At 71.9% G+C, this 22,905-nt stretch carries 22 protein-coding genes; 15 read left to right on the top strand and 7 right to left on the bottom strand.

Going from position 1 to position 22,905, the window contains the following annotated elements; translation table 11 throughout:
• Nucleotides 1–30: 30 nt before the first annotated feature.
• Nucleotides 31–1,293 carry a phosphoribosylamine--glycine ligase gene (purD, locus tag AC3A3H_RS04960; RefSeq protein ID WP_487613435.1) on the bottom strand — a complete coding sequence of 421 codons (1,263 nt, stop codon included), beginning with the start codon at nt 1,291–1,293 and terminating at the stop codon, nt 31–33.
• Between the two features lie 132 nt (nt 1,294–1,425).
• On the opposite strand from purD, the gene AC3A3H_RS04955 reads away from it, so the two are divergent.
• The 10 genes from AC3A3H_RS04955 to AC3A3H_RS04910 all read left to right on the top strand — a co-directional run bounded on the left by AC3A3H_RS04955 (nt 1,426) and on the right by AC3A3H_RS04910 (nt 11,058).
• A complete protein-coding gene (locus tag AC3A3H_RS04955) occupies nt 1,426–1,782 on the top strand; it encodes a sterol carrier family protein (RefSeq protein WP_487613434.1) in 357 nt (118 codons plus the stop codon).
• Nucleotides 1,783–1,842: 60 nt separating this feature from the next.
• Nucleotides 1,843–2,271 (top strand): hypothetical protein, encoded by a 429-nt coding sequence (locus tag AC3A3H_RS04950; protein WP_487613433.1) that lies wholly within the window; start codon nt 1,843–1,845, stop codon nt 2,269–2,271.
• A gap of 32 nt (nt 2,272–2,303) precedes the next feature.
• The gene (gene purF, locus AC3A3H_RS04945; RefSeq protein ID WP_487613432.1) at nt 2,304–3,890 is read left to right on the top strand and encodes an amidophosphoribosyltransferase; all 1,587 of its coding nucleotides are present in this window, start codon (nt 2,304–2,306) and stop codon (nt 3,888–3,890) included.
• A 34-nt stretch (nt 3,891–3,924) separates the two neighbouring features.
• Nucleotides 3,925–4,725 carry a carbonic anhydrase gene (locus tag AC3A3H_RS04940; protein ID WP_487613431.1) on the top strand — a complete coding sequence of 267 codons (801 nt, stop codon included), beginning with the start codon at nt 3,925–3,927 and terminating at the stop codon, nt 4,723–4,725.
• A gap of 20 nt (nt 4,726–4,745) precedes the next feature.
• Nucleotides 4,746–5,867: a phosphoribosylformylglycinamidine cyclo-ligase gene (purM, locus tag AC3A3H_RS04935; protein ID WP_487613430.1), complete on the top strand. Its 1,122-nt coding sequence runs from the start codon at nt 4,746–4,748 to the stop codon at nt 5,865–5,867.
• Nucleotides 5,868–6,154: 287 nt separating this feature from the next.
• Nucleotides 6,155–7,468, top strand: a complete 1,314-nt coding sequence (locus tag AC3A3H_RS04930; RefSeq protein WP_487613429.1) for a Calx-beta domain-containing protein — start codon at nt 6,155–6,157, stop codon at nt 7,466–7,468.
• 101 nt (nt 7,469–7,569) lie between these two features.
• On the top strand, nt 7,570–8,532 hold the full coding sequence (locus AC3A3H_RS04925) for an ABC transporter ATP-binding protein (protein ID WP_487613428.1): 963 nt from the start codon (nt 7,570–7,572) through the stop codon (nt 8,530–8,532).
• Nucleotides 8,529–9,272, top strand: coding sequence for an ABC transporter permease (locus tag AC3A3H_RS04920; RefSeq protein ID WP_487613427.1), 744 nt, complete (start codon nt 8,529–8,531; stop codon nt 9,270–9,272). Before AC3A3H_RS04925 ends, AC3A3H_RS04920 begins: the two co-directional genes overlap by 4 nt.
• A gap of 38 nt (nt 9,273–9,310) precedes the next feature.
• The gene (locus AC3A3H_RS04915) at nt 9,311–10,453 is read left to right on the top strand and encodes a sensor histidine kinase (RefSeq protein ID WP_487613426.1); all 1,143 of its coding nucleotides are present in this window, start codon (nt 9,311–9,313) and stop codon (nt 10,451–10,453) included.
• Nucleotides 10,450–11,058, top strand: a complete 609-nt coding sequence (locus tag AC3A3H_RS04910; protein ID WP_487613425.1) for a response regulator — start codon at nt 10,450–10,452, stop codon at nt 11,056–11,058. Before AC3A3H_RS04915 ends, AC3A3H_RS04910 begins: the two co-directional genes overlap by 4 nt.
• Nucleotides 11,059–11,179: 121 nt before the next feature.
• Here the strand turns inward: AC3A3H_RS04910 and AC3A3H_RS04905 are convergent, their stop codons facing one another.
• Entirely contained in the window at nt 11,180–11,374 is a 195-nt protein-coding gene (locus AC3A3H_RS04905; protein WP_487613424.1) for a DUF3073 family protein, read from the bottom strand.
• Between the two features lie 198 nt (nt 11,375–11,572).
• On the opposite strand from AC3A3H_RS04905, the gene AC3A3H_RS04900 reads away from it, so the two are divergent.
• Entirely contained in the window at nt 11,573–12,634 is a 1,062-nt protein-coding gene (locus tag AC3A3H_RS04900; RefSeq protein WP_487613423.1) for an NAD(P)-binding domain-containing protein, read from the top strand.
• Nucleotides 12,635–12,772: 138 nt separating this feature from the next.
• On the opposite strand, the gene AC3A3H_RS04895 is transcribed toward AC3A3H_RS04900, so the two are convergent.
• From AC3A3H_RS04895 to AC3A3H_RS04875, 5 genes are read right to left on the bottom strand one after another with little or no spacing between them, the layout of a single operon-like run.
• Nucleotides 12,773–14,893 carry a glycogen debranching N-terminal domain-containing protein gene (locus tag AC3A3H_RS04895; RefSeq protein ID WP_487613422.1) on the bottom strand — a complete coding sequence of 707 codons (2,121 nt, stop codon included), beginning with the start codon at nt 14,891–14,893 and terminating at the stop codon, nt 12,773–12,775.
• Nucleotides 14,890–15,735: a Type 1 glutamine amidotransferase-like domain-containing protein gene (locus AC3A3H_RS04890; RefSeq protein ID WP_487613421.1), complete on the bottom strand. Its 846-nt coding sequence runs from the start codon at nt 15,733–15,735 to the stop codon at nt 14,890–14,892. Before AC3A3H_RS04890 ends, AC3A3H_RS04895 begins: the two co-directional genes overlap by 4 nt.
• The gene (locus tag AC3A3H_RS04885; protein ID WP_487613420.1) at nt 15,732–16,652 is read right to left on the bottom strand and encodes a carbohydrate ABC transporter permease; all 921 of its coding nucleotides are present in this window, start codon (nt 16,650–16,652) and stop codon (nt 15,732–15,734) included. Before AC3A3H_RS04885 ends, AC3A3H_RS04890 begins: the two co-directional genes overlap by 4 nt.
• On the bottom strand, nt 16,649–17,782 hold the full coding sequence (locus tag AC3A3H_RS04880; protein ID WP_487613419.1) for a carbohydrate ABC transporter permease: 1,134 nt from the start codon (nt 17,780–17,782) through the stop codon (nt 16,649–16,651). Before AC3A3H_RS04880 ends, AC3A3H_RS04885 begins: the two co-directional genes overlap by 4 nt.
• Nucleotides 17,783–17,796: 14 nt before the next feature.
• Nucleotides 17,797–19,050 carry a sugar ABC transporter substrate-binding protein gene (locus AC3A3H_RS04875; RefSeq protein WP_487613418.1) on the bottom strand — a complete coding sequence of 418 codons (1,254 nt, stop codon included), beginning with the start codon at nt 19,048–19,050 and terminating at the stop codon, nt 17,797–17,799.
• A 335-nt stretch (nt 19,051–19,385) separates the two neighbouring features.
• On the opposite strand from AC3A3H_RS04875, the gene AC3A3H_RS04870 reads away from it, so the two are divergent.
• The 4 genes from AC3A3H_RS04870 (at nt 19,386) to AC3A3H_RS04855 (ending at nt 22,763) form a co-directional block, all read left to right on the top strand.
• Nucleotides 19,386–20,423, top strand: a complete 1,038-nt coding sequence (locus AC3A3H_RS04870) for a LacI family DNA-binding transcriptional regulator (protein ID WP_487613417.1) — start codon at nt 19,386–19,388, stop codon at nt 20,421–20,423.
• Between the two features lie 50 nt (nt 20,424–20,473).
• The gene (locus AC3A3H_RS04865; RefSeq protein ID WP_487613416.1) at nt 20,474–21,100 is read left to right on the top strand and encodes an antibiotic biosynthesis monooxygenase; all 627 of its coding nucleotides are present in this window, start codon (nt 20,474–20,476) and stop codon (nt 21,098–21,100) included.
• A 209-nt stretch (nt 21,101–21,309) separates the two neighbouring features.
• Nucleotides 21,310–22,137 (top strand): DUF4097 family beta strand repeat-containing protein, encoded by an 828-nt coding sequence (locus AC3A3H_RS04860; RefSeq protein WP_487613415.1) that lies wholly within the window; start codon nt 21,310–21,312, stop codon nt 22,135–22,137.
• Nucleotides 22,134–22,763, top strand: a complete 630-nt coding sequence (locus AC3A3H_RS04855; protein ID WP_487613414.1) for a PadR family transcriptional regulator — start codon at nt 22,134–22,136, stop codon at nt 22,761–22,763. Before AC3A3H_RS04860 ends, AC3A3H_RS04855 begins: the two co-directional genes overlap by 4 nt.
• Nucleotides 22,764–22,905: the final 142 nt, after the last annotated feature.

Below are 22,905 nucleotides of genomic sequence, written 5' to 3'. Positions count from 1 at the left end.
TCCGGGAGCGATGGCGGCCCGGCTGCAGCGTCAGGAGTGGGCGACGCGCGCGGCGATGTCGGTGCGGTATTGCGCGCCCGGGAGGTGGATGCGCGAGACCGCGTCGTAGGCGCGCTCGCGGGCCTCGTCGAAGCTCGTGCCGCGCGCGACGACGGAGAGGACCCGCCCTCCCGTGGCCAGCAGCGCGCCCGTCTCGGCGTCCAGCGCGGTCGCCGCGTGCGCGATCGTGACCTCCGGGACCAGGGCCGCCTCGTCCAGCCCGGTGATCGGCCGGCCGGTCTGCGGCGCCTCCGGGTAGCCCTCGCTGGCGAGCACGACGGTCACGGCGGTGTCCATCGCGAACTCGGGGCGCGGCATCCCGGACAGCTCGCCCGTCGCCGCCGCGTACAGCAGCGTCGACAGCGGCGTCACCAGCCGCGGCAGCACGACCTGGGTCTCCGGGTCGCCGAAGCGCGCGTTGAACTCGATCACGCGAATGCCCTTCGCCGTCACGATCAGCCCGCAGTAGAGGAGGCCGATGAACGGCGTCTGCTCCGCAGCGAGCTGCCGGACGGTCGGGAGGGCGATGGTCTCGATGACCTCGTCCACGAAGTTGTCCGGCAGCCACGGGAGCGGCGAATAGGCGCCCATCCCTCCGGTGTTCGGGCCGGCGTCCCCGTCGAGGAGGCGCTTGTAGTCCTGCGCCGGGCTCAGCGGGAGGACGGTGTGGCCGTCGCTGACCAGGAACAGCGACACCTCCTCGCCGTCGAGGAACTCCTCGATCAGCACCCCGCCCTGCGCGAGGTAGTGGCGGGCGTGCTCGACGGCCGCCGCCCGGTCGGAGGTGACGATGACGCCTTTGCCCGCGGCGAGGCCGTCGGCCTTCACGACGTAGGGCGCGCCGAACTCGTCGAGCGCGTGCTCCGCCTCGGCCAGGGTGCTCGCGCGGGCCGCGCGCCCGGTCGGGACGCCGGCCTCCTCCATGATCCGCTTGGCGAAGGTCTTGGAGCCCTCCAGCTGTGCGGCGGCACGACCCGGCCCGAACACCGGGATGCCGCGCGTGCGCAGCGGGTCGGCGACGCCGGCGACCAGCGGGGCCTCCGGGCCGATCACGACGAGCTCGATGCCGTGCTCGATCGCGTACTCGGCGACGGCGGCGCCGTCCAGCGGGTCGAGACCGGTCTCGACGGCGACGTCCGCCGCGATGCCGGCGTTGCCGGGGGCCGCGACGATCGCGTGCCCGGCCTCCTCGGCCAGGAGCGCGGTGATGATGGCGTGCTCGCGGGCACCGGAACCGAGGACGAGGATCTTCACGCGCTCCATGCTAGAGGGCGCACGGGAGGCTGGCCGACCCGCTCTCGATTCCGGAGTTGTGTACGCCCGGGCGCGGAGTGTTGCGTACACAACTCCGGAAACGATGGATGGGGCGGGTGGGAGGATGGGGGCGTGGGCAGAGCGAAGATCAGCGACGCGGTGGGTGGCGCCGCGGTCCGCGGCGCGCTCGCGGAGGGCGCCGACCGGGACACCACGGCGACGGCGGTGCGGTACCTCCTCCAGCTGCTGGCCGAGCGCGCCCCGGGCAACACGGTGGAGGTGCGGGTGCCGCCGTTCGGCGCGGTGCAGTGCATCCCCGGCCCGCGGCACACGCGCGGGACTCCGCCGAACGTCATCGAGACCGACGCCGCGACGTGGCTGGCGCTGGCCACGGGGAGCCTCGCCTGGGCCGACGGGATCGCGTCGGGAGCCGTGCACGCGTCCGGCCAGCGCGCCGCCCTGGAGGGTCTCCTCCCGCTGCGTTACTGAGCCGTCTGCGCCCCTCTCCGTGTGGGCGTCCGCTCAGGTCGGGTGAGGGAGAATGGAGGCATGAGCTCGAACCCGGAGGAGTCCGCGCCGCAGCCCGACCCCGAGGTCGAGGCAACGGTCACCGAGGCCGAGGTGCGCGTGCACCGGTCGCCGCGGTACTTCCGGTTCTTGCTCACCGGCGCCATCGTCTTCGCCGTGATCGCGCTCATCCTCACCTACTCGTTCCCCGAGAACCCCACCTACGACCGCGGGCAGGTCTTCGGCTTTCTGCTGGCCATCTGCGCGACGCTCGGCGTCGCCGTCGGCGCGCTGGTCGCCCTCCTGATCGACCGGTCGGCTACCCGCCGGGCGCGCACCGTCCAGGCGGATAGAATCGACGTGCGCCTTCCCGACACCGGCGCCGAGCTCGACACCGAGCGCGGCGCGGAGCCGGGTCCACGATCGGACGACTCGCAGGAGAACGACTCCCGCCCGTCCGTCGACAGCTGAACATCCCGACACCCTGACGAAAGGGGCCCGCTGTGGCCGGAGGCGACGGTCGCCTGAGTCATGATCTTCTGCCCGGTGAGAAGGGCCCGCAGGACGCCTGCGGTGTCTTCGGGGTGTGGGCGCCCGGTGAGGAGGTCGCCAAGCTCAGCTACTTCGGCCTCTACGCGTTGCAGCACCGCGGGCAGGAGTCCGCGGGCATCGCGACCAGCGACGGCAGCAAGATCCTCATCTACAAGGACATGGGCCTGGTCTCCCAGGTCTTCAACGAGAACGCGCTCAACTCGCTGACCGGCCACATCGCCGTCGGACACACGCGCTACTCCACCACCGGCGCCTCCAGCTGGCAGAACGCGCAGCCGACCCTGGGCCGCACCTCCAGCGGAACCGTCGCGCTGGGCCACAACGGCAACCTGACCAACACCGCCGAGTTGATGCAGCTCGTCCACGAGCGCTACCCGGAGCTCGACGGGGAGCTGTCCCGCGGCAACACCACGGACACCGCCGTCGTCACGGCGCTGCTCACCGGCGACCTCGACCACACGCTGGAGGCCACCGCGCTGGAGGTCCTGCCGCGGCTGCGTGGCGCCTACTGCCTGGTCTTCATGGACGAGCACACCCTGTACGCCGCGCGCGACCCGCAGGGCGTCCGCCCGCTGGTCCTCGGCCGGCTCGACCGCGGCTGGGTGGTCGCCTCCGAGACCGCGGCGCTCGACATCGTCGGCGCCAGCTTCGTGCGCGAGGTGGAGCCGGGCGAGCTGATCGTGATCGACGAGAACGGCCTGCGCACGCAGCGTTTCGCCGCCGAGAAGCGCGCCGGCTGCGTCTTCGAGTACGTCTACCTGGCCCGTCCGGACACCACCATCGCGGGCCGCGGCGTCTACGAGGCGCGCGTCGAGATGGGCCGTCAGCTCGCCCGCGAGCACGCGGTGGAGGCCGACCTGGTCATCCCGACCCCCGAGTCCGGCACCCCGGCGGCGATCGGCTACGCGCAGGCGTCCGGCATCCCGTTCGGGCAGGGCCTGGTCAAGAACTCGTACGTCGGCCGCACCTTCATCCAGCCGTCGCAGACCATCCGCCAGCGCGGCATCAAGCTCAAGCTGAACCCGCTCAAGGAGGTCATCAAGGGCAAGCGCCTCGTGGTGGTCGACGACTCGATCGTGCGCGGCAACACGCAGCGCGCGCTCGTCTCGATGCTGCGGGAGGCCGGCGCGGCCGAGGTGCACGTGCGGATCTCCAGCCCGCCCATCACCTGGCCGTGCTTCTACGGCATCGACTTCGCCTCCCGTGCGGAGCTGATCGCCACCGGCCTGGGTGTGGACGAGGTCCGTCAGTCGATCGGCGCCGACTCGCTCGGCTACCTGTCGGAGGATGGCATGATCGCCGCGACCGACCAGCCGCGCGAGCGCCTCTGCACCGCGTGCTTCACCGGTGTGTACCCGATCGAGCTGCCCGACGCGCACCACCTGGGCAAGAACCTCCTGGAGCGTCCGGAGGAGCGCGCCGAGACCGTCGCCGCGACCGACACCGGCGCGGGTCCGACGAGCGACGGCTGCGAGCCGGGACCGGACTCGGAGTACGAGCGGCTGATCGCGTACGGGGACCCGGGGCGTCAGGAGTGACGGCTCGCGCATATTTATGATGTAACATTTCTAGGTGATCCCAGCTTCAGGACATCGCCGTTCCGGCGCGCTCGTCGCCCTGCTCATCCTCGGGACGGCCGGCTGCTCGGCTCCGGCGCCGGAGGGCACGCCGACCCCGACACTCACCTCGTGGTCCTACGACGGCGCGGACGGCCCCGCGCACTGGGCGGGTCTCGCACCTGCCTGCGCGGACTGGCCCGCGGCCCGGCAGTCGCCCATCGACATCGTCACCGCCGACCTGGAGCACGACGACGCGGCCGAGCCGGTCCGGGTGCACTACGGCCCCAGGCCGTTCGTGTTCGAGGACGACGGGCATGCGATCGAGGCCGCTCCCCAGGTCGCGGAGGCGGGCTCCATCGAGCTCGACGGCACCACCTACCAGCTGCAGCAGTTCCACTTCCACGCCGCCAGCGAGCACACCGTGGACGGAGTGCGCTCCGACGCGGAGCTGCACCTGGTGCACCGGGCCGCCGGCGGGGAGATCGCGGTGCTCGGCGTCCTCCTGACCGAGGGCGAGGGCAACGCGGCGCTCGGTGCGCTGCCCGATGCGATCCCGGAGGGTTCCGGCGCCGCACCGGCGGTGGCCATCGACCCGGCCGCACTCCTTCCCCCGTCTCCCGTCAGCGCCCGCTACAGCGGCTCGCTGACCACGCCGCCGTGCACGGAGGGAGTGGCCTGGAACGTCTTCCTCACGCCCACGACGCTGTCGCGGCCGCAGCTCGACGCGCTGACCGGCGCGCACCCGAGGAATCACCGTCCCATCCAACCGCTCCACCTCCGCTCGGTGGCCGGCGTCGGAGCCGGGGCCGGGTAGGAGCCCGATACCATGGAGCGGTGACCGAGCCCGCCGCATCCTCGTCCTCCTCGTACGCCGCCGCCGGCGTCGACACCGCCGCCGGCGACCGCGCCGTCGAGCTGATGAAGGCCGCGGTCGCGCGCACGCAGGGTCCGCAGGTGCTGGGCGGTGTCGGCGGCTTCGCCGGCATGTTCGACGTGTCGGCGCTCAAGGACTTCCGGCGCCCGCTGCTGGCGACCTCCACCGACGGCGTCGGCACCAAGGTCGCGATCGCGCAGGTGCTCGACAAGCACGACACCATCGGCCAGGACCTGGTCGGGATGGTCGTGGACGACATCGTCGTGGTGGGCGCCCGGCCGCTGTTCATGACCGACTACATCGCGTGCGGCAAGGTCGTGCCCGAGCGGATCGCCGCGATCGTCGCCGGCATCGCCCGCGCGTGCGAGGCGACCGGCACGGCGCTCGTCGGCGGCGAGACCGCCGAACACCCGGGCCTGCTCGGGCCGGACGACTACGACGTGGCCGGTGCGGCGGTCGGCGCGGTGGAGGCCGACGAGCTGCTCGGCGCCGAGCGCGTCCGCGACGGCGACGTCGTGCTCGCGCTGGCGTCCTCCGGCATCCACTCGAACGGCTTCTCGCTGGTGCGGCACATCCTCGCTCAGCGGGGCATCGCCTTCACCGACCGGCTCGACGAGTTCGGCGGCACGGTCGGCGAGGCGCTCCTGGAGCCGACCCGGCTCTACACCTCTCCGCTGCTGCGCGTGCTGGGCACGCCGTCGTCCGCGGGCGCCGTGCACTCGCTCAGCCACGTGACCGGCGGCGGCATCGCGGCGAACCTCGCGCGTGTGCTCCCGGTCGGCTCGTGGGTGGAGGTCGACCGCTCGACCTGGTCGCCGAGCCCGGTGTTCCGCGTGCTGAGCGACCTTGCCGGCAGCACGCTGGAGTCGTCGGAGGGCACCTGGAACCTCGGCATCGGCATGTTCGCGGTCGTCGCCCCGGAGGCCGCGGACGCGATCGCGGCGGCGCTCACCGCCGACGGCATCCCGACCTGGCGCGCGGGCGTCGTGTCGACCGCGGCACGCGACCTGGCCGGCTTCGAGCAGGGCGCGAAGGGCGTCGACGGCGGCGCGGTGCGCCTCGTGGGGGCGTACGCGGGCTGAGCCGAGCCGGCCCCGCGTCGCGATCTCGCGACCAACGGAGGACCCACGCCCGCTCCCGCCCCGAACACCTCCGCTGACTGACTCTCGGGTCGTGCGGCTCGTGGAACTCCTCCGCCAGCGACATCGTCGGTAACGGAGGACATCGAACTGCGGATGCGGTGAAATGTGCCGCCGGGGAGGAGTCAGCGCGCCTCCGGGCCCGCAGGTCCTCCGCTGGCGGCAGCGGCGCGGCGCGTGACCCGTTCGTGGAGGCGCGAGGGCCGCGCGCCTCCCGCTAGAGTGGCCGCGTGACCCCTCCCCGTGCCGGCCTTCGATTGGCATGCGCACTGGGAGCGGCCCTCGCCCTCGTCGCTCTCGCGGCGGGTCCGGCCTTCGCGTCCGGCACTGCGGCGTCCGGCGCGGCAGTGCGCCCCGCCCTCGCGTCCTCCCCGACGCCTTCCCCCTCACCGTCCCCGTCCCCTGACCTCTCCGCCCTCACCCCGCTCGTGGACTGCGTCCAGGACGCGCCGCTCGGGGCCGTCACCTCCCGCACCGTCGTGCTCGGCTACCGCTCCACGGCTGCCGTTCCCGTCGCGGTGGCTCCCGGCTCCGGCGCGAACGACCTGTCGCAGGGCGCGACCGACCGCGGACAGCCGACGACCTTCTCACCGGGCGAGCACCACGGTGCCTGGCTGCTGACGGTGGATGCCGCGGCCGAGCCGTCGCTGACCTGGACGCTCGGCGCCCGGACCGCCACGATCGACGCCTCCGCACCCTCCTGCACCGACGCCACCACGGTTGCTCTCAGCACGCCGGCGACCGCGACCTCCACCGGCGTCGTCTCCGTGTCCGCCAGTGTTACGCGATTCCTGCTCGGGCCCCCGGAGGACGGGACCATCGCCTTCGCGATCGACGGAGCGACCACCACGACTGCGACGGTCGGCCCGGGCGGCGTCGCGCGCGCCGACCTCCCCGCCCCCGCCGCCGGTGCGCACACCGTCACCGCGACGTTCGCGCCCGCGGTCGGCTCCACCCTCCGGCCGGCGACGGCCGCCGCGCCGCTCACGGTCGCGGCGGCGTCCGGACCGATCGCCGTCGCGGCGGACAGCGTCGTCTCCGGCAGCACGTCGGTCACCATCCAGGTGACCCGCGCGGGCGCGACCGGCCCGGTCGCCCTGGAATTCGCGACGCTCGACGGCACGGCGCACGCGGGGACCGACTACGTCGCGACCACCGGAACGCTCGCGCTCGCCGACGGCCAGCCGACCGTGACGACGACCGTGAGCCTGCCCGCCCGCGCTCCCGGTTCGCCGGCGGCCGTGTTCTTCGTCGTGCTGACGCGCGCGACGGCGCAGGTCAGCAGCGCCGTCGCGATGGTGTCGCTCCCGGCGGTCCCTCCGCCGCTCCCGGCGACCGCTGTCGGAGCAGCGGGAGGCGGCGGATCGGCCGGCGCGGCGTCCGCGCTCCCGCAGGGCGACCCGACCGCACACGAACCGGTCGTGTCCGCTCCCGTCGGGCAGGACCTCTTGCTCCTCCTCGGGGCCGTGCTGGTGGCGGTGGGAGGCATCGCGGGCGTGATCGGGCTGGTGCGCTCGGTGCGCACCCGCGACGGGTTGTCCTGACCCCGCCGCACCCCAGCGCCTCGCACCCCATGACAAACGTCACCCCGATTCCCTGACAAGGCCCCTGCGCCCCCGTCCGCGCCGCCCGGCACTCTGAGATGGTGAACCAGTCACCAGCCATCCGCCTCAGCGGCCTCCGCAAGTCGTTCGGGTCGCTCACCGCCGTCGACGGCGTCGACCTCACCGTGCACGCCGGGGAGGTCATCGCCCTCCTCGGCCCCAACGGCGCCGGCAAGTCCACCACCATCGACCTCGCGCTGGGCCTCGCCCGCCCGAGCGCCGGCACCGCCGAGCTGTTCGGCGCCGACCCGCGGCGCGCGATCCGGGAGGGCCGGGTCGGGGCCATGCTGCAGGGCGGCGCGCTCCTCCCTACCCTCACGGTCGCCGAGTCCGTGGCGCTCGTCGCGTCAGCGCACAAGCATCCGCTCAGCGTCGCCGAGGCGTTGGAGCGGGCGCGCTGCACCGAGATCGCCAAGCAGCGCGTCGCCAAGCTGTCCGGCGGCCAGATGCAGCGGGCGCGGTTCGCGGTCGCCGTCGTCTCGAACCCCGACCTGCTGTTCCTCGACGAGCCGACCGCCGCCATGGATGTGGAGGCCCGGCGCACCTTCTGGCTCTCGATGCGGGAGTTCACCGACCAGGGCCGCACCGTCGTCTTCGCCACCCACTACCTCGACGAGGCCGACGCGTACGCCGACCGGATCGTCATGCTCGCCCGCGGCCGCGTCGTCGCCGACGGCACCCCGGCCGAGGTGAAGGCCGTCGTCTCGGGACGCCGGATCGCCGCGACCGCCGGCTTCGCCTGGACGCCGGCCGTCGCCGCCGAGCTCGCCGCACTGCCCGGGGTCCGCTCGGTCGACCAGCGCGCGGGCCGCCTCAGCCTCGTCAGCGACGACTCGGACGCCACGCTCCGGGCCCTCCTCGCCGCGCACGACGACCTCCACGACATCGAGGTCACGGCGCACACGATGGACGACGCGTTCCTCGCCCTCACCGAAGGCCGGGATGCCGCCGCGCCGCAACAACAACAGCAGCCGCACACCCACCCCGAAGGAGCCCTCCGATGAGCATCGCCTACCTGGGCCGCGAGTCCCTGCGCCAGCTCAAGAACATGCGCGCCATGATCTTCACCCTCGCCGTCCCGCTCGTCATGCTGCTGGCCTTCGGCGGCACGTTCGGAGGCCGCGGCCAGGTCGACCCCGTCACCCACCTCCCGTGGATCGTCGTCACCACCATCCAGGTCGCCGCGTACGGCGGCATGATGGCCGCCCTCTCGCAGGCGTTCAACATCGTCACCGAGCGCTCGCTCGGCTGGAACCGCCAGCTGCGGATCACCCCGCTCAGCGGCACCGGCTACCTGGTGTCCAAGGTGGTCGCCGCACTGGCGCTCGCGCTGTTCAGCATCGCCGTGATCGTCGCCGTGTCGCTCATGCTGTACCGGCCCGACCTGCCCGCGGTGAGCTGGCTGCTCGCCTGTCTCGCCATCTGGGTCGGCGTCGTGCCGTTCGCCCTCCTCGGCATCCTGATCGGCCAGTTCGCCAAGCCGGAGTTCGCGCAGCCCCTGTTCATGGCCGTGTTCATGGGCATGGCGGTGCTGGGCGGCCTGTGGATCCCGCTGCAGATCTTCCCCGCCTGGGTCGCGAACGTCGCGAAGGCGGTGCCGTCGTACTGGCTCAACCGCGTCGGTCAGCTCGGCGCGCTGCAGAGCGGCGACGCACTGACGCCGGCGCTCGTGCTCACCGCGTGGACGCTCGCCCTCGGCGCGCTGATCGTGTGGCGCTACCGGCGCGACGCGGCGCGCGGCTGAGCCGCGGGCGACAGGCCACGGCTGGCTAGGGTAGGGACGTGTTCAGCAGCGAGGTCGACGAGTACCGGCCCACCGGGGTGTGGGCCCGGCTGACGCACCGGTCGGCCTTCCGCTGGTATCCCGGCGCGCTGATCGGCCTGCTCTACCAGATCTCCACCCTCATCGGCGTGTGGGCCTCGTCCGGCGCCCTGACCACCAAGATCATCACGACCGCCCTGCTCATGCTCGTGTACCTGGGCTTCCTCGCCCTCCCGCCGATCCTCTGGTGGGAGGGCGAGCGCACGCGTCTCATCGGTGTGTTCGCCTATTTCGCGCTGACGCTGACCCTCATCCCGCTGGTCGGCATCGACACGCTGTGGACGTGGGTCTACGTGGCGTGCGTGGCCGGGATGTCGATCGGCCGCACCTGGGTCTCCGCGACGATCATCGGCGCCCTCGGTGCGGTGCAGCTGATCGTGTTCCTGCTCGCCGGGACCTTCGACGACGACTGGTACATCGCGCTGATCACGGTCTCCATCGGCATCATGATGAGTGCGTTCGCCCGCCAGATCGACACCCTCCGCCGGCTGCGCAACGCACAGGGCGAGATCGCCCGGCTGGCCGTGGTGGAGGAACGGGCGCGGTTTTCCCGCGACATGCACGACGTCGTCGGGCACTCGCTCACCGTGGTGACGGTGAAGTCGGAGCTCGCGCGCCGCCTCATCCCCGTCGATGCCCGCCGCGCGGAGGAGGAGCTCGCCGACATCGAACGGCTCACCCGCTCGGCCCTCGCCGACCTCCGCGCCGCCGTCGCCGGCTACCGCGAGATGACCCTGTCCACGGAGCTGGCCGCCGCCCAGGCGGGACTGGCCGCCGCCGACATCCACGCCCACCTGCCGCGCAACGGCGAGGACGTCGCGCCCGAGCTGCGCGAGCTCTTCGGCTGGGTGCTGCGGGAGGGCGTGACGAACGTGATCCGGCACTCCGGCTCGCGCAACTGCTGGGTGACGGTGGAGCCGGACGCGCTGCACATCGAGGACGACGGCCGCGGGCCGGCCCCGTTCGGCACGGAGCGGCGCGATCTCGTGCGCGGCTCGGGCATCGCGGGGCTCGCGGACCGCGCCCGCGCGTTCGGGGCGGCGGTGACGGTGGAGGCCGGGCCGCGCGGCGGGACGCTGCTGACGGTGAGGAGGGCCGCGTGACCATCCGCCTGCTGCTCGCCGACGACCAAGCCCTCGTGCGCGGCGCGCTCGCGGCGCTGCTCGACCTGGAGGCGGACCTGGAGGTCGTCGCCCAGGTGGGCCGGGGCGACGAGGTGCTCGAGGCGGCGCGCGCGTCCTCCGCGGACGTCGCGCTGCTCGACGTGGAGATGCCCGGCCTCGACGGCATCCAGGCGGCGGCACTGCTCGCGCGCGAACTGCCGTCCTGCCGGTCGCTGATCGTGACGACGTTCGGCCGCCCTGGCTACCTGCGGCGGGCGATGGAGGCCGGCGCGGCCGGCTTCATCGTGAAGGACACGCCCTCCGGCCAGCTCGCGGACGCCGTCCGTCGGGTGGCCTCCGGACTGCGCGTGGTCGATCCGGCCCTGGCGGCCGAGTCGCTGGCGTCGGGGGCTTCGCCGCTGACGCTGCGGGAGGCCGAGGTGCTCGCCGTGGCCGGCCAGGGCGGGACGATCACCGACATCGCCCGGCGGCTGCACCTCAGCGACGGGACCGTGCGCAACCACCTGTCGAGCGCGATCGGCAAGACCGGTGCGCGCAACCGCTCCGAGGCGGTCGCGATCGCGACGCGGCAGGGCTGGCTCTGAGCGGTGCCGGCCACGCGCGGCTGTGCCGCGTCGCTGCGTCGTCGTCAGATCAGGGCGACCGGCCGGGTGATTGCCGGCGGCTGCTCGCGGACCGGCTGCTCGCGCTCAGGGCGCGGTGCGGTCAGGCGCGCTTCGGCGTCTCGGTCTCGCTGTCCTCGTAGTCGTCCTCGGCCTCGTCGTACTCGGAGGTCTCCTCGTCGCCGTCGGGGTCGTAGTCGGCCCACGCGTCGTATTGGTGCTCGTCGTCGTGGTGGGAATGTCCGGTGAGCTCACGCTCGAGCGCGTCGTAGTTGACGTTCGGACTGAACGACTTCAACTGACGAGCGATCTTGGTGTGCTTTGCCTTTTGACGGCCGCGCCCCATGCGTGACCCCCTTTTGGTCGTGCCCGGGGAATGGCACCCGGGGATCCAACAGAAACAGTGAAAACTAGCATCGAGTTTAGCATGGTGACCCCCATGGCCCCCGAGTTACCGCACAGCGACGGATGATGGAATGAGCGCGTGATCAGTGGCATGACCGACACCCAGGTGGTGATCGTCGGCGCGGGCCAGGCCGGGCTCGCGGTCGCTTACTACCTGCGCCGGTTCGAGCTGGTCCCCGGGCACGATTTCGTCCTCCTCGACCGCGGCCCAGGCACGGGTGGCGCGTGGCAGCACCGCTGGGACGCGCTGCGTCTCGGGAGCGCCCATCACGTGAACGACCTCCCGGGAATGGCGGAGCTGGGTCTCAGCTTCGACACCGCCGACCGCGCCCTCCCGGCCAAGGACATCGTCGCGGGCTACTACCGCCGCTACGAGGAGCACTACGGCCTCGAAGTGCAGCGCCCGGTGACCGTCTCGCGGGTCTTCGACCGCGGCGCGGACCTGGTCGTCGCGCACGACCGCGGCGAGACGCGCACGCGCGTCGTTGTGAACGCGTCCGGCACCTGGGGCGCGCCGTTCATCCCGTGGTATCCGGGGATGAACGACTTCGCCGGCCGTCACCTGCACACGTCGTCGTACGTGTCGGCGGAGGAGCTCGCCGGGCAGTCGGTCGTCGTCGTCGGCGGCGGCACGAGCGCGATCGGCTTCCTGCTGGAGCTGGACGGCGTCGCAGCCGACCTGACCTGGGCGACCCGTCGCCCGGTGGACTTCCGCGACGAGTCGGAGCTGACGATCGAGGGCGGCGTGGCCGCAGTGTCGGCGCAGGATGCCGCGGCACGCGCCGGCCAGGCGCTCCCCAGCATCGTGAGCGGCACCGGCGTGCCCCGCACCCGACGCATCGCGGCCGGGATCGACCGCGGCCTCCTCGTGGAGCGCGGGATGTTCTCCCGCATCGAGAGCGACGGCGTCGTCTGGGCGGACGGCACGAAGACGAACGCGGACGCGATCATCTGGGCCACCGGCTTCCGCCCGGAGCTGCGCCACCTCTCACCGCTGAAGCTGCGCGAGAAGACCGGCGGTCTGACGGTCGCGTCGGGAGCCTCGTGGCACGATCCGCGGATCTTCCTGGCGGGCTACGGCCCGCAGGCGAGCACGATCGGCGCGAACCGCGCCGGCCGCGTCATCGCCCGCCAGATCATGGCGCAGCTCTAGCCGCGAGCCGCACCCGCCCTTCCGCCCAGCCGAACCAGCGAAGGGCACGTTGGTGTCACTTCCGCGGGCGAAAAGCGACGACAACGTGCCCCTCGGGTTGGTCGGGGCGGGCTTGGGGTGGGGCGGGAGCGGTGCGGGTCAGACGTCCAGGTCGCGGGGGGCGCCGGCGAAGCGCAGGCCGTTGACCCGGATCGTGCCGGCGCCCGGGGTCGGCCGTGCGTCGAACGACCCCTCCTGGGCATCGGCGCGGAGTCCCAGCCGGGCGGAGAGCACCGCGACGGCCGCCGCGGCCGACCAGGCCTGCGGGCGGCAGGCGGCCGGGTAGGGGATCGGAGCGCTGGTCTGGTCGGCGGGGTCGCCGGAGTGCAGCTCCGGCATCCGGTAGCCGAAACCCTCGGCGGCGGCCAGCAGACCGTCGGCGAGGAGGTCGGCCTCGGCCGTGTGGCCGTCCCGCGTCAGTCCCGCGATCGCGATCGCGGTGTCGTGCGCCCACACCGAGCCGCCGTGGTAGCTGAGCGGCCAGTACCCGCCCGAGTCGGTCGACATGGTGCGCAGGCCGTAGCCCGAGGACAGCTCGGGCGATGCCAGCCGCCGCGCGATGAGGGCGGACTGCTCAGGGCTGAGGATGCCGGTGCCGAGCAGGTGGCCGATGTTGCTGGTCACGGTGTCGACCTTCCGTTTGGCCGCGTCGAGCGCGACGGCCGGGTAGGCGCCGTCGGGGTCGTCGATCCAGAACGCCTCCCCGAAGCGGTCCTTGAGGTGGGCGGCCCAGCCGCGCCACTCGTCCCCGCCCGACATCCCGAACGCGTCGAGCAGCTCGGCGCCGCCCACCGCGGCCTCGTAGGCGTAGCCCTGGACCTCGCAGAGCGCGATCGGACCGTCCGCGAGCGAGCCGTCCTTCCATTGGATGGAATCGCCCGAGTCCTTCCACCCCTGGTTGGCGAGGCCATGCCCGGTGGTGTCGACGTACTCCAGGAACCCATCGTGGTCGCTGTCGCCGTAGTCGCGCATCCAGGCGAGTGCGGCCTCCATCGCCGGGAGCAGCTCCCGGACCTCGTCCGTCGGCATGCCCCACTTCCACGCGTCGTGCAGGAGGGCGATCCAGAGCGCGGTCGCGTCGACCGTGCCATAGTACAGCGGAGGCAGCAGCACGTCCTCGCCCGGGATGGCCAGCGCGGCGGGCCGCAGCTCGTGCATGATCTTGCCGGGCTGCTCGGCGGTGTCGGCGACGCTCTCGGTGCCCTGGAAGTGCGCCAGCACGCGGAGCGTGGACGCGGCGATGTCGGTGCCGAGCGGAAGCAGCAGCCGCGCCGCCCAGAGCGAGTCGCGCCCGAACAGCGTGAAGAACCACGGAGCGCCGGCCGCGAGGAAGGTGTCGTCCGGCCGCGCCGTGGTCGACATCCGCAGCGACTGGAGGTCGGCCAGCGCCCGGTCGAGCCAGGAGGACAGCCGCGAGTCGCCGCTCTGCACCCGGAACGCCGCCCAATCGGCGGACGCAGCGGCGCCCGCGACGACCGCGGTCGGGTCGTCGACGTCGATGGTCCACTCCAGCGCCACGTGCCCGTGCGCCGGCACCTCGACGTCCCAGACGAGCGTGGCGTCCTGGCCGTCGACGGAGACACGCGAGCCGGGCGCGGTGAGCGTCGCGCTGACCGGGCCCGAGCGGAAGACGAGGCCGTCATGCGTTGGCGCTGCTTCACCGGTGCCGGAGGCGGAATCGCCGCGCGTGCCCACGCCGGAGGCGGTGTACGCCGCCCCGCTTTGTCGCCTCGCGCCGGACCGGGGAGCCTCAGCCACCCGCCGACCGAGCACGCGCTCGACCGACACGGGGTGCTCCGCGCCGGTCAGGCCGGCCTTGATCGTCTGCATCGGCGTGAAGTCGCCGCGCACCGCGACCTCGACGGTCGTCGCGATGGGTGTGCGGAGGGCGTTGTGCAGCACGATCCGCTCGCGCAGGCTCCCCGCCGCGACCGTTCGGGTGCGGTCAAGCCGGACCCGGGGATCGGCGGTGGCATCGTCGATCCGGCGGGCCAGCGAGGTGAAGACGGCGCTCGCCGCGTCAGGGCCGGCGGTGGCGATGTGCTCGGGGGCGTCGCCGCCGACGGTCAGGAGGATGCGGTCGAGCACCCGGAGGTCCGAGTGGTAGAAACCGTGGATCCCGCTGCCGTCGATGGCGCCGTCCGCGGCGGACCAGGCTTGGCTGGGCGCGGTGAGCACCACGACGCTGTCGTGCAGCAGGGGTTGGAGCGGCTGGGTCATCGGGGCTTTCGCGCCTCCTCGATCGTGGGCGTGGTGGGGGAAGTGGTGGTGGACGTGGACGGCGAGGACCTGGTGCCCGTTGGTGACGGGCCAGCCCCCGGAAGCGACAGCACGCGCGGTTCGAGCCGCGACTCCGTCACCCCCGGCCTCCCGTGCGCCTCCGAGCGCCGGATGCGCCACACGGCCGCGTCCTCCCGCTCGGCGAGGACATCCACGAGCGTCGTGCCCTGGTAGACGAGTCCGGTGCCCTCTTCGAGTGCGTAGCCCTCCGGCAGCTCGCCCGAGGCGACCGCCGCCTGGTGGGCGAGACGGCGCCGCGGATCCGAGTCGTAGTGCACCGCGAGCGAGCCGGGGAGCAGGCCGAGGCCGTCGGGGAGGGCGGAGATGTCCGGTCCCCGGGATGCGGTGGTGCCGCCCTCGTGCCAGCACAGCGCGCCCGCCGAGCCGCCCGCGAGCACGACCCCGCGCTCCCAGGCCTCGGCGAGGATGCGGTCGAGTCCGTGGGCGCGCCAGATCGCGAGCAGGTTGAGCAGGCTTCCGCCGCTGACCCACACCACGTCGTGGGCGAGCAGGTGCGCGCGCAGGTCGGGGATGTTCGGGTGCGGGAAGAAGCGCACGTGGCTGGCGTCGACCCCGGCGGCGCGTGCGGCCTCCAGCTCGGCGCCCTCGACGTGGCGCTGATCGCCGCCCGCGGTGTTGATGTGCGTCACCCGGGGGCGGCGGCCGACCACCTGCGCCAGCTCGATCGCGTGGTGGAGCAGGGGGCCGTAGAGCGAGTCGGTCCAGTCTCCCGCGACGAGCCCGCCGCAGGTGGCCACGATGGTGGGCGCGATGGCGGTCATTCCTTCACCGCCCCGTCGCTGGAGTTCATGATGCGGCGCTGGAAGATGAAGAACAGCACCGCCACCGGGATGGTCATGATCGCAGCCGCAGCGAGCTTGAGCGGGTACTGACTGCCCTGGCTGAGCTGTCCGCTCGCGAGCCCGGCGACGCCCTTGGTCAGGGTGGTGAGGGCCGGGTCCTGGGTCGACACGATGAAGTGCGCCAGCTCGTTCCACGAGCCCTGGAACGACAGGATGATGATCGTGATGAGCGCCGGCCGCGCCATCGGCAGCACGATCGACCAGAACACCCGGAACGTGCCGGCGCCGTCGATGCGCGCCTGCTCCTCTACGCTCGCCGGGATGGACTCGAAGAAGCCCTTCATGATGAAGACGCCGGCCGCGTCGGTCAGCAGCGGCAGGATCATGCCGCTGTAGGAGTCGTACATGCCGAGCTGGTTGATCACGAGGAACTTCGGGATGAGCAGCACCACCATCGGCACCGACATGACCGCGACGAGCCCGGCGAACACGAACCCGCGGCCGCGGAAGTGCAGCCGGGCGAGCGCGTAGCCGGCGAGCGAGTCGAAGAACACCCGGCCGAGGGTCACGAAGACGGTGACGATCGCCGAGTTCATGAACCAGATCGGGAAGTCCGAGTTGAGGAACAGCTTGGTGTACGCCGCCGTCGTCCAGACCTGGGGGATGAGCGACACCGGGTTGGCCGTCGCGTCCGCGTCGGTCTTGAAAGAGGTCGCGATCTGGATGAGGAACGGCATGATGTACACGACAGCCAGGGCGATGAGGATCGCATAGCTGACGGACCTGCCGACGAGACTCCCGGTGCTGCGGCGTCGCCGGCCCGCCGTTCGCGTCGCAGGGCCGCCCGGCGATGTCGCCACCTGAGGCGCGACGGTCGGGGTGGTGGTCGCGGTCATCCCAGGCCTCCCTTCATGGCGGAGCCGGACGAACTGCTCGGCGCCGTGGATGCGATGAGCGCCGCGTCGTAGGGACGCATCCGCCGCTTGGACACCTTCCGCTCCCGCAGCACCCAGCGCTGGAAGATCGTGAACGCCACGATGATGACGAACAGGATGAACGCGATGGCGGCGCCCTGGCCCCACTCCTGGTTGCCGAACGAGGTCTGGTACGAGAGGTATGCGGGGGTGAGGGTCGTCTTGCTCGGCGCGCCCTTGCTGCCGGTGTAGATCTGGTCGAAGACCTGCCAGCAGCCGATCAGGCCGAGGGTGAGGACCGTGAAGAGCGTGGGGCGCAGCTGCGGCAGCGTGATCCGCCAGAACCGCTGCCACCCGTTGGCGCCGTCCATCATGGCGGCCTCGGTGATGTCGCCGCCCAGGTTCTGCAGGGCCGCGATGAAGAGCAGCATGAACGTGCCGCTCGTGGTGAACACCGCCATCACGATGTAGGCCGTCATCGCGACGGAGGGACCACCCAGCCAGTCCCACCAGGAGACGCCGAGCAACGTGTTCTGGGTGAGGGCGGCCGGCCCGGTCGTGACGCCGAACAGGCCGAGGAAGTTGTGGATGATGCCGCTCGGGTCGTTGAACCAGTTCGGTCCGTTGATCCCGAACCAGGACAGCGCCTTGTTGACCGCGCCCGAGGTGCTGAACAGGAACAGCCACAGCACGGTGATGGCGACCGAGCTGGTCACCGAGGGGAAGTAGAAAGCGGTGCGGAAGAAGCCGCGGCCGCGGAGGACGGCCCGGTTGACGAGCACGGCGAGGAAGAGTGCGATGCCGGTCTGGACCGGGACCACGAGCACGACGTACCAGGCGTTGTTCTTCAGCGCCATGCCGAAGTCCTGCTCGGCGAGCCCGCCGCCCGCGAGGAGCGTGGAGTAGTTCTGGAGCCCGACGAAGTTCACGTCGGACGAGAAGGGGCTGCCGCGCCCGCCCCAGTCGGAGAAGCTGACCCACAGCGCCATGAGCACCGGGATGACGAGGAACACGCCGAGCAGCAGGATGACCGGGGCGGTGAACAACCACCCCGAGGCGGCCTCGCCGCGCCGGATTCCGGAACGGCGAGACCGACTCGTGGCTTGCGACATGGTGGGTGCGGTCCTTACTTCAGCAGCGCTTCGAGGTTCTTCTGCGTGGCGTCGAGGATCGTCTTCGGGTCGCTCGTGGCCAGTGTCTCCAGCTTGCTGTTGAGGTCGGTCACGACGTCGGCCGAGCCCTTGGCGGTCGGGACGCCCTTGGCGTAGTCTGCGGCGTCGAGGAACGGCACCAGGTCGGGGTTGGCCGACTTCCACTCGCTCGCGGCCGACTTGATGGAAGGCATCGGGCCGAACGCCTTGGAGAAGGCGAGCTGGTCGCTCTTGCTGGTCAGCTTCTCGACGAGCTTGAGGGCGGCGGCCTGGTTGGGGCTGTCGGCGGCGATGCCCCAGCAGTTGGTGAACTGCAGCGTGCCCTGACCGGCCGGACCGGCGGGGAGCTCGGCGACCTGGTACTTGATGTTCGGGAAGTCGGACTTCATGGCGCCGGTGATCCAGTTGCCCTCGATGGTCATCGCGGCCAGGCTCTTGCCGAACGCCTCGCCGCCCCAGCCGGCGCCGAGGTCCTTGGCGTACTTGAGGTCGCCCGCGTTGAGCATCTGCTTGACGAAGTCGAGCGCCTTGACGTTGGCGTCGCTGTTCGCGGTGGCCTTGGTGCTGTCGTCGTTCATCAGGTTTCCGCCCGCCTGCACCATGAACGAGCCGATGCGCGCGTACTCGCCCGAGATGCCGAGGCCGACGTGGCCGTTGCCGGTGAGCTTCTTCGAGACGGCCTCGAGCTGGTCCCAGGTCTTGGGGATGTCGCTGTCGGTGAGGCCGGCGGCGCTCCACATGTCCTTGTTGATGATGAGCTGGAGGGTGGAGAAGTCCTTCGGCGCGCAGTAGAACTTGCCGTCGTAGGTGAAGGACTTGACCAGGCTCGGGTAGAAGTCGCCCTTGTTGGCGAGCTGGTCGCCGTACGCGAGCAGCGAGCCGTTGGAGGCGTAGCCGGCGAGCGCGTCGGTCGAGAGGTAGAACACATCCGCGGGCTTCTTCGCCGCGAAGCCCTGCGCGAGCTGCTGGTTGAGGTCGCTCGCGGCGACGACGCTGGCCTTGGTGCCGGAGCTCGACGACCAGTCGCCGACGGCCGACTTGACGGCCGCCGTCTCGGCGTCGCCGGACGAGCCGATCATGACGGTCAGCGCCTTGTTCGACGAGGTGAGCTTGCCGGTGTCGCTGCTGCCGCTGCCGCCGCCGAAGCCGGAGCCGCAGGCGGTGAGGGCGAGTGCGGCCGCGGCGGCGACGGCGCCGCCCGCGAGCCAGCGGGATGTGATTCTTCGCATGTGTTTCTCTCCTTGGTGTGAGTGTGCCCGAACGGCCGGGCTCACGCGGTGGGGTCGCCGAAGTCGTGGAACGAGCGCGCTGGACGGGGACCTGTGGAGGACATCGCCGGTGCGGCGGTGGTGGTGGCCGGGATGGCCCGCTGCTCTGCGCGCATCCGACCTCCTGTGGTCTCGTTCCGGGGGGGACATTCCTTTGATCGTTCAAATTCGATGCTGCTAGAGTGCTTTTGAACGATCAAACGGGATCGCTGTCACCATAGTCACGGCCTTCGGGACGTGTCAAGCGGGGCAGCGGACGAGCACAGGTAATGTCTGAACAACCGGGAAGGAGCAGCATGGGCGCACAGCCGACGGTGAGCGACGTCGCCGACGCCGCGGGCGTGTCGCGCCAGACCGTCTCCAACGTGCTGAACACCCCGGCGATCGTCCGTCCGGAGACCCGCGAGCGCGTCGAGGCCGCCATCCGGTCGCTCGGCTACCGTCCGCACGCCTCCGCGCGCCGGCTCCGCACGCAGAAGAGCTCCACCATCGGCATCCGGCTCGACCCGATGACGCGCGACGGCATCTCCGGCAGCGTGCTCGATCGCTTCCTGCACGCGCTCACCGAGCAGGCCGACCGCAAGGGGCTTCGCGTTCTGCTGTTCACGGCCGACGGACCCGAGGACGAGATCGAGCAGTTCCGCCGGCTCTCGGAGGGAGCCGACGTCGACGCGTTCGTGCTGACCTCCACCTTCCACGGCGACCCGCGCACCGAGTGGCTCATCGAGCACGGCCAGTCCTTCGTCACGTTCGGCCGACCGTGGGGCATCGACGACATGACCGACCCGCTGCACCTGTGGGTGGACGTGGACGGCCGCGCCGGCCTGCGGGAGGCCACGGACCACTTCCTCGGCCTCGGGCTGCGGCGGATCGGCTACCTCGGCTGGCCCGCCGGCTCGGGCACCGGTGACGACCGCCGCGCGGGCTGGCTGGAGGCGATGCGGGTGGCCGGCGCCGTCGACGACGCGACCCTGGCGACGCTCGAGGAGGTCTCCGAGGACGGGGTGACCTTCGGCGCGGAGGCCATGCGCCGGCTCTCCGCGCGCGTCGACGTGGAGGCTGTGGTCTGCGCCTCCGACTCGCTCGCCCTGGGCGCCCTGACGGCGACGGGCGGCCGCATCCCGGTGACCGGCTACGACGACACCCCGGTCGCCGCCTCGCTCGGTTTCTCCAGCGTGCGCCAGCCGCTCGAGGAGGTGGCCGCCGGCGTGCTCGAACTGCTGACGGGCGCACACGGTGGCCGCGTGCAGTCGGTCGTCGATGACCCGGCGCACCGGCTCGTGACCCCGACGCTCGTTGTCCGCGAGGGCGGGAGCCTCATCGGCGGTCGCTGAGCGGTCGCGGCCGAAACCCGCCGGAAACCCGCGCCGGTGACAATGGAGGCATGACTCCACAAGAGCCGAACGCCGCAGCGCCACGAGCGCAGCACCCGGACCTACCCCAGCACTCGCCCACACCACAGCGCATCCCCGTCACCGTCTCGATCACCCGCCGGGTCGACCCCGCCCGCCTCCCCGAGGTCACCCACTGGGTGCAGGCCGGCGTCAATCTCGCCAACACCTACGAGGGCTTCCTCGGCTCGGGCTGGGTGCGCGCGCACGCCGACTCGCACGAGTGGCACATGCTCTACCGCTTCGCGGACGCCGCGTCACTGGAGGCCTGGGAGGCCTCCGACGCCCGCGCCGACTGGCTCTACGAGGGCCGCGAGCTGGTCGAGGTGTCGCGCGTGGAGCGCCGCACGGGCATCGAGGGCTGGTTCGACGAGCCTCAGCCCGGCGTGCCGCCCGCGCCGCCGCGCTGGAAGCAGGCCGTGACCATCTGGCTCGGCTTCTTCCCGCTCTCGCTCGCCTTCACTTACGTCACCTTCTACCTGGTGCCCGGCTGGCATCAGCTCTGGCCGCTCGCGACCGTCCTCATCACGACGCTCCTGCTGACGCCGACGATGACGTACCTCCTTCTCCCCTACGTCACCCGCCTCCTGCATCCCTGGCTCGCCCGCCCGCGCCGCTGACTCCAGCCATCCGTTCCGGAGTCGTGCACGCCTCGCGCGGCGTGTCGCGTACACAACTCCGGAACTGATGGCGTGGGCGGGGTCGGGGATGTCCCTGAGGCAACCCTGAGATTCGCGGCGGGCGCTTGCGCGCGGCCTACTCGCGATATATCGTGAATACGTCAACATCGCGATATATCGCGAGTCACCGAAGCAAGGAGCGCAAGAGCATGGCACAGGAGAAGTGGCTCATCCAGCCCGGCGAGAGCCGCACGATCGACGTGGAGCTGGTCCGCTCCCTCAAGGTCGGGCTGCTGGGCGGCCAGATCGACATCATCGGCCACGACGAGCCGGGAGCGCGGGTGGAGGTCCACTCGGTGTCCGGCCGCGACCTCAAGGTCAGCATCGACGAGGACCGCCTCGAGATCGACCACCCGCAGCTGCGCTGGGACAACTTCATCGACGTCTTCAAGTCGATGAGGTCCAGCGCGCGCGCCGACGTCAGCGTGCTGGTGCCGCGCGACGTCGTCCTGAAGTTCGGCGTGGTCTCCGCCGGCGCCCTCATCTCGGGCCTGAAGACCGACGCCCGGCTCAGCACGGTCTCCGGTGACGTCGTCATCGACGGCCTCGTGGGCAACCTGGAGCTCAACTCGGTCAGCGGCGAGCTGTCCGCCCGCGGCCACACCGGCCGCATCAGCGCGCACACGGTCTCGGGGGACATCACCGCGACCGGCACGATCCCGCGCTTCAGCGCCGACGGCGTCTCCGCCGACATCATGGTGGACCTCGCCGGCACCCCGGACGAGGTCCAGATCAACACCGTCTCGGGCGACACGACCATCCGCATCCCGGAGGCCCTCGGCGCCCGCTACCGGGCGAACACGGTCTCCGGCCGCGTCCAGCTCGACAACGTCATGGTCGTCGGCTCCGCCGGAAAGGGGTACACCGCGACCACCGGCAGCCTCGACGGCTCGTGGGTCGACATCACCGTCAACTCCGTCTCGGGCGCCGTCTCGGTGCTCCGCAGCACCACTGCTCGCGGGGAGGCGTCGGCGTGACTCCCGTCTTCGCCCACGGCAGTCTCCGGCTCTACCTGCTGAGTCTCCTGGCGGAGGAGCCGCGCCACGGCTACGAGCTCATCCAGGCGCTGAGCGACCGGTTCGGCGGCACCTATGTGCCGAGCGCCGGCACCATCTACCCCCGGCTGGCGAAGCTGGAGGAGGAGGGGCTGGTCACCAAGACGACCGACGGCCGCAAGACGGTCTACGCCATCACCGACGCCGGCCGTGCCGAGCTCGCCGCCCGCGAGCCCGAGCTGGACGCGATCGAAGACGAGGTCACCGACTCCGTCCGCCGACTCGCCGACGAGGTCCGTGCCGGCGTGAACGACGCGATGCGCACCCTGCGCGCCGAGCTGGCCTCGGCGGCGCGGGAGGCCAAGCGCGACGCGACCAGGGTCGATCCGCGCCAGGAGGCGCGCGAGGCCGGACGAGACGCCCGCGCGGCCGCGAACGCCGCCGCGCGGGAGGCCGAGGTCGCCATCAACGAGTTCCGTCAGCAGCTGCGGACCGACCTGCGTTCCCAGGCGGCGCGCGGCGCTCTCCCAGAGAACGTCGTGCCGCTTCTCAAGGACGAGCTCACTCGCGTGCGGCGCGCTGTCGTGGAGGCGCTGGGCCGGGTCTGAATCGCCCGGTGAGCGCGGATTTCCTCAAGACGCACAGAAAGTCTCAGCCCATGCTCATCTCGCTCCCAGTGAGACCGATGACGAGCCCGCTACCGCGAGATTCCGCGGCGACGGACGCTCAGCGAGGCGCCGACCCAGTGTT

It is taken from the genome of Leifsonia sp. Soil_N53 (assembly GCF_057655165.1).
This window is presented reverse-complemented; position numbering and strand designations above follow the sequence as displayed.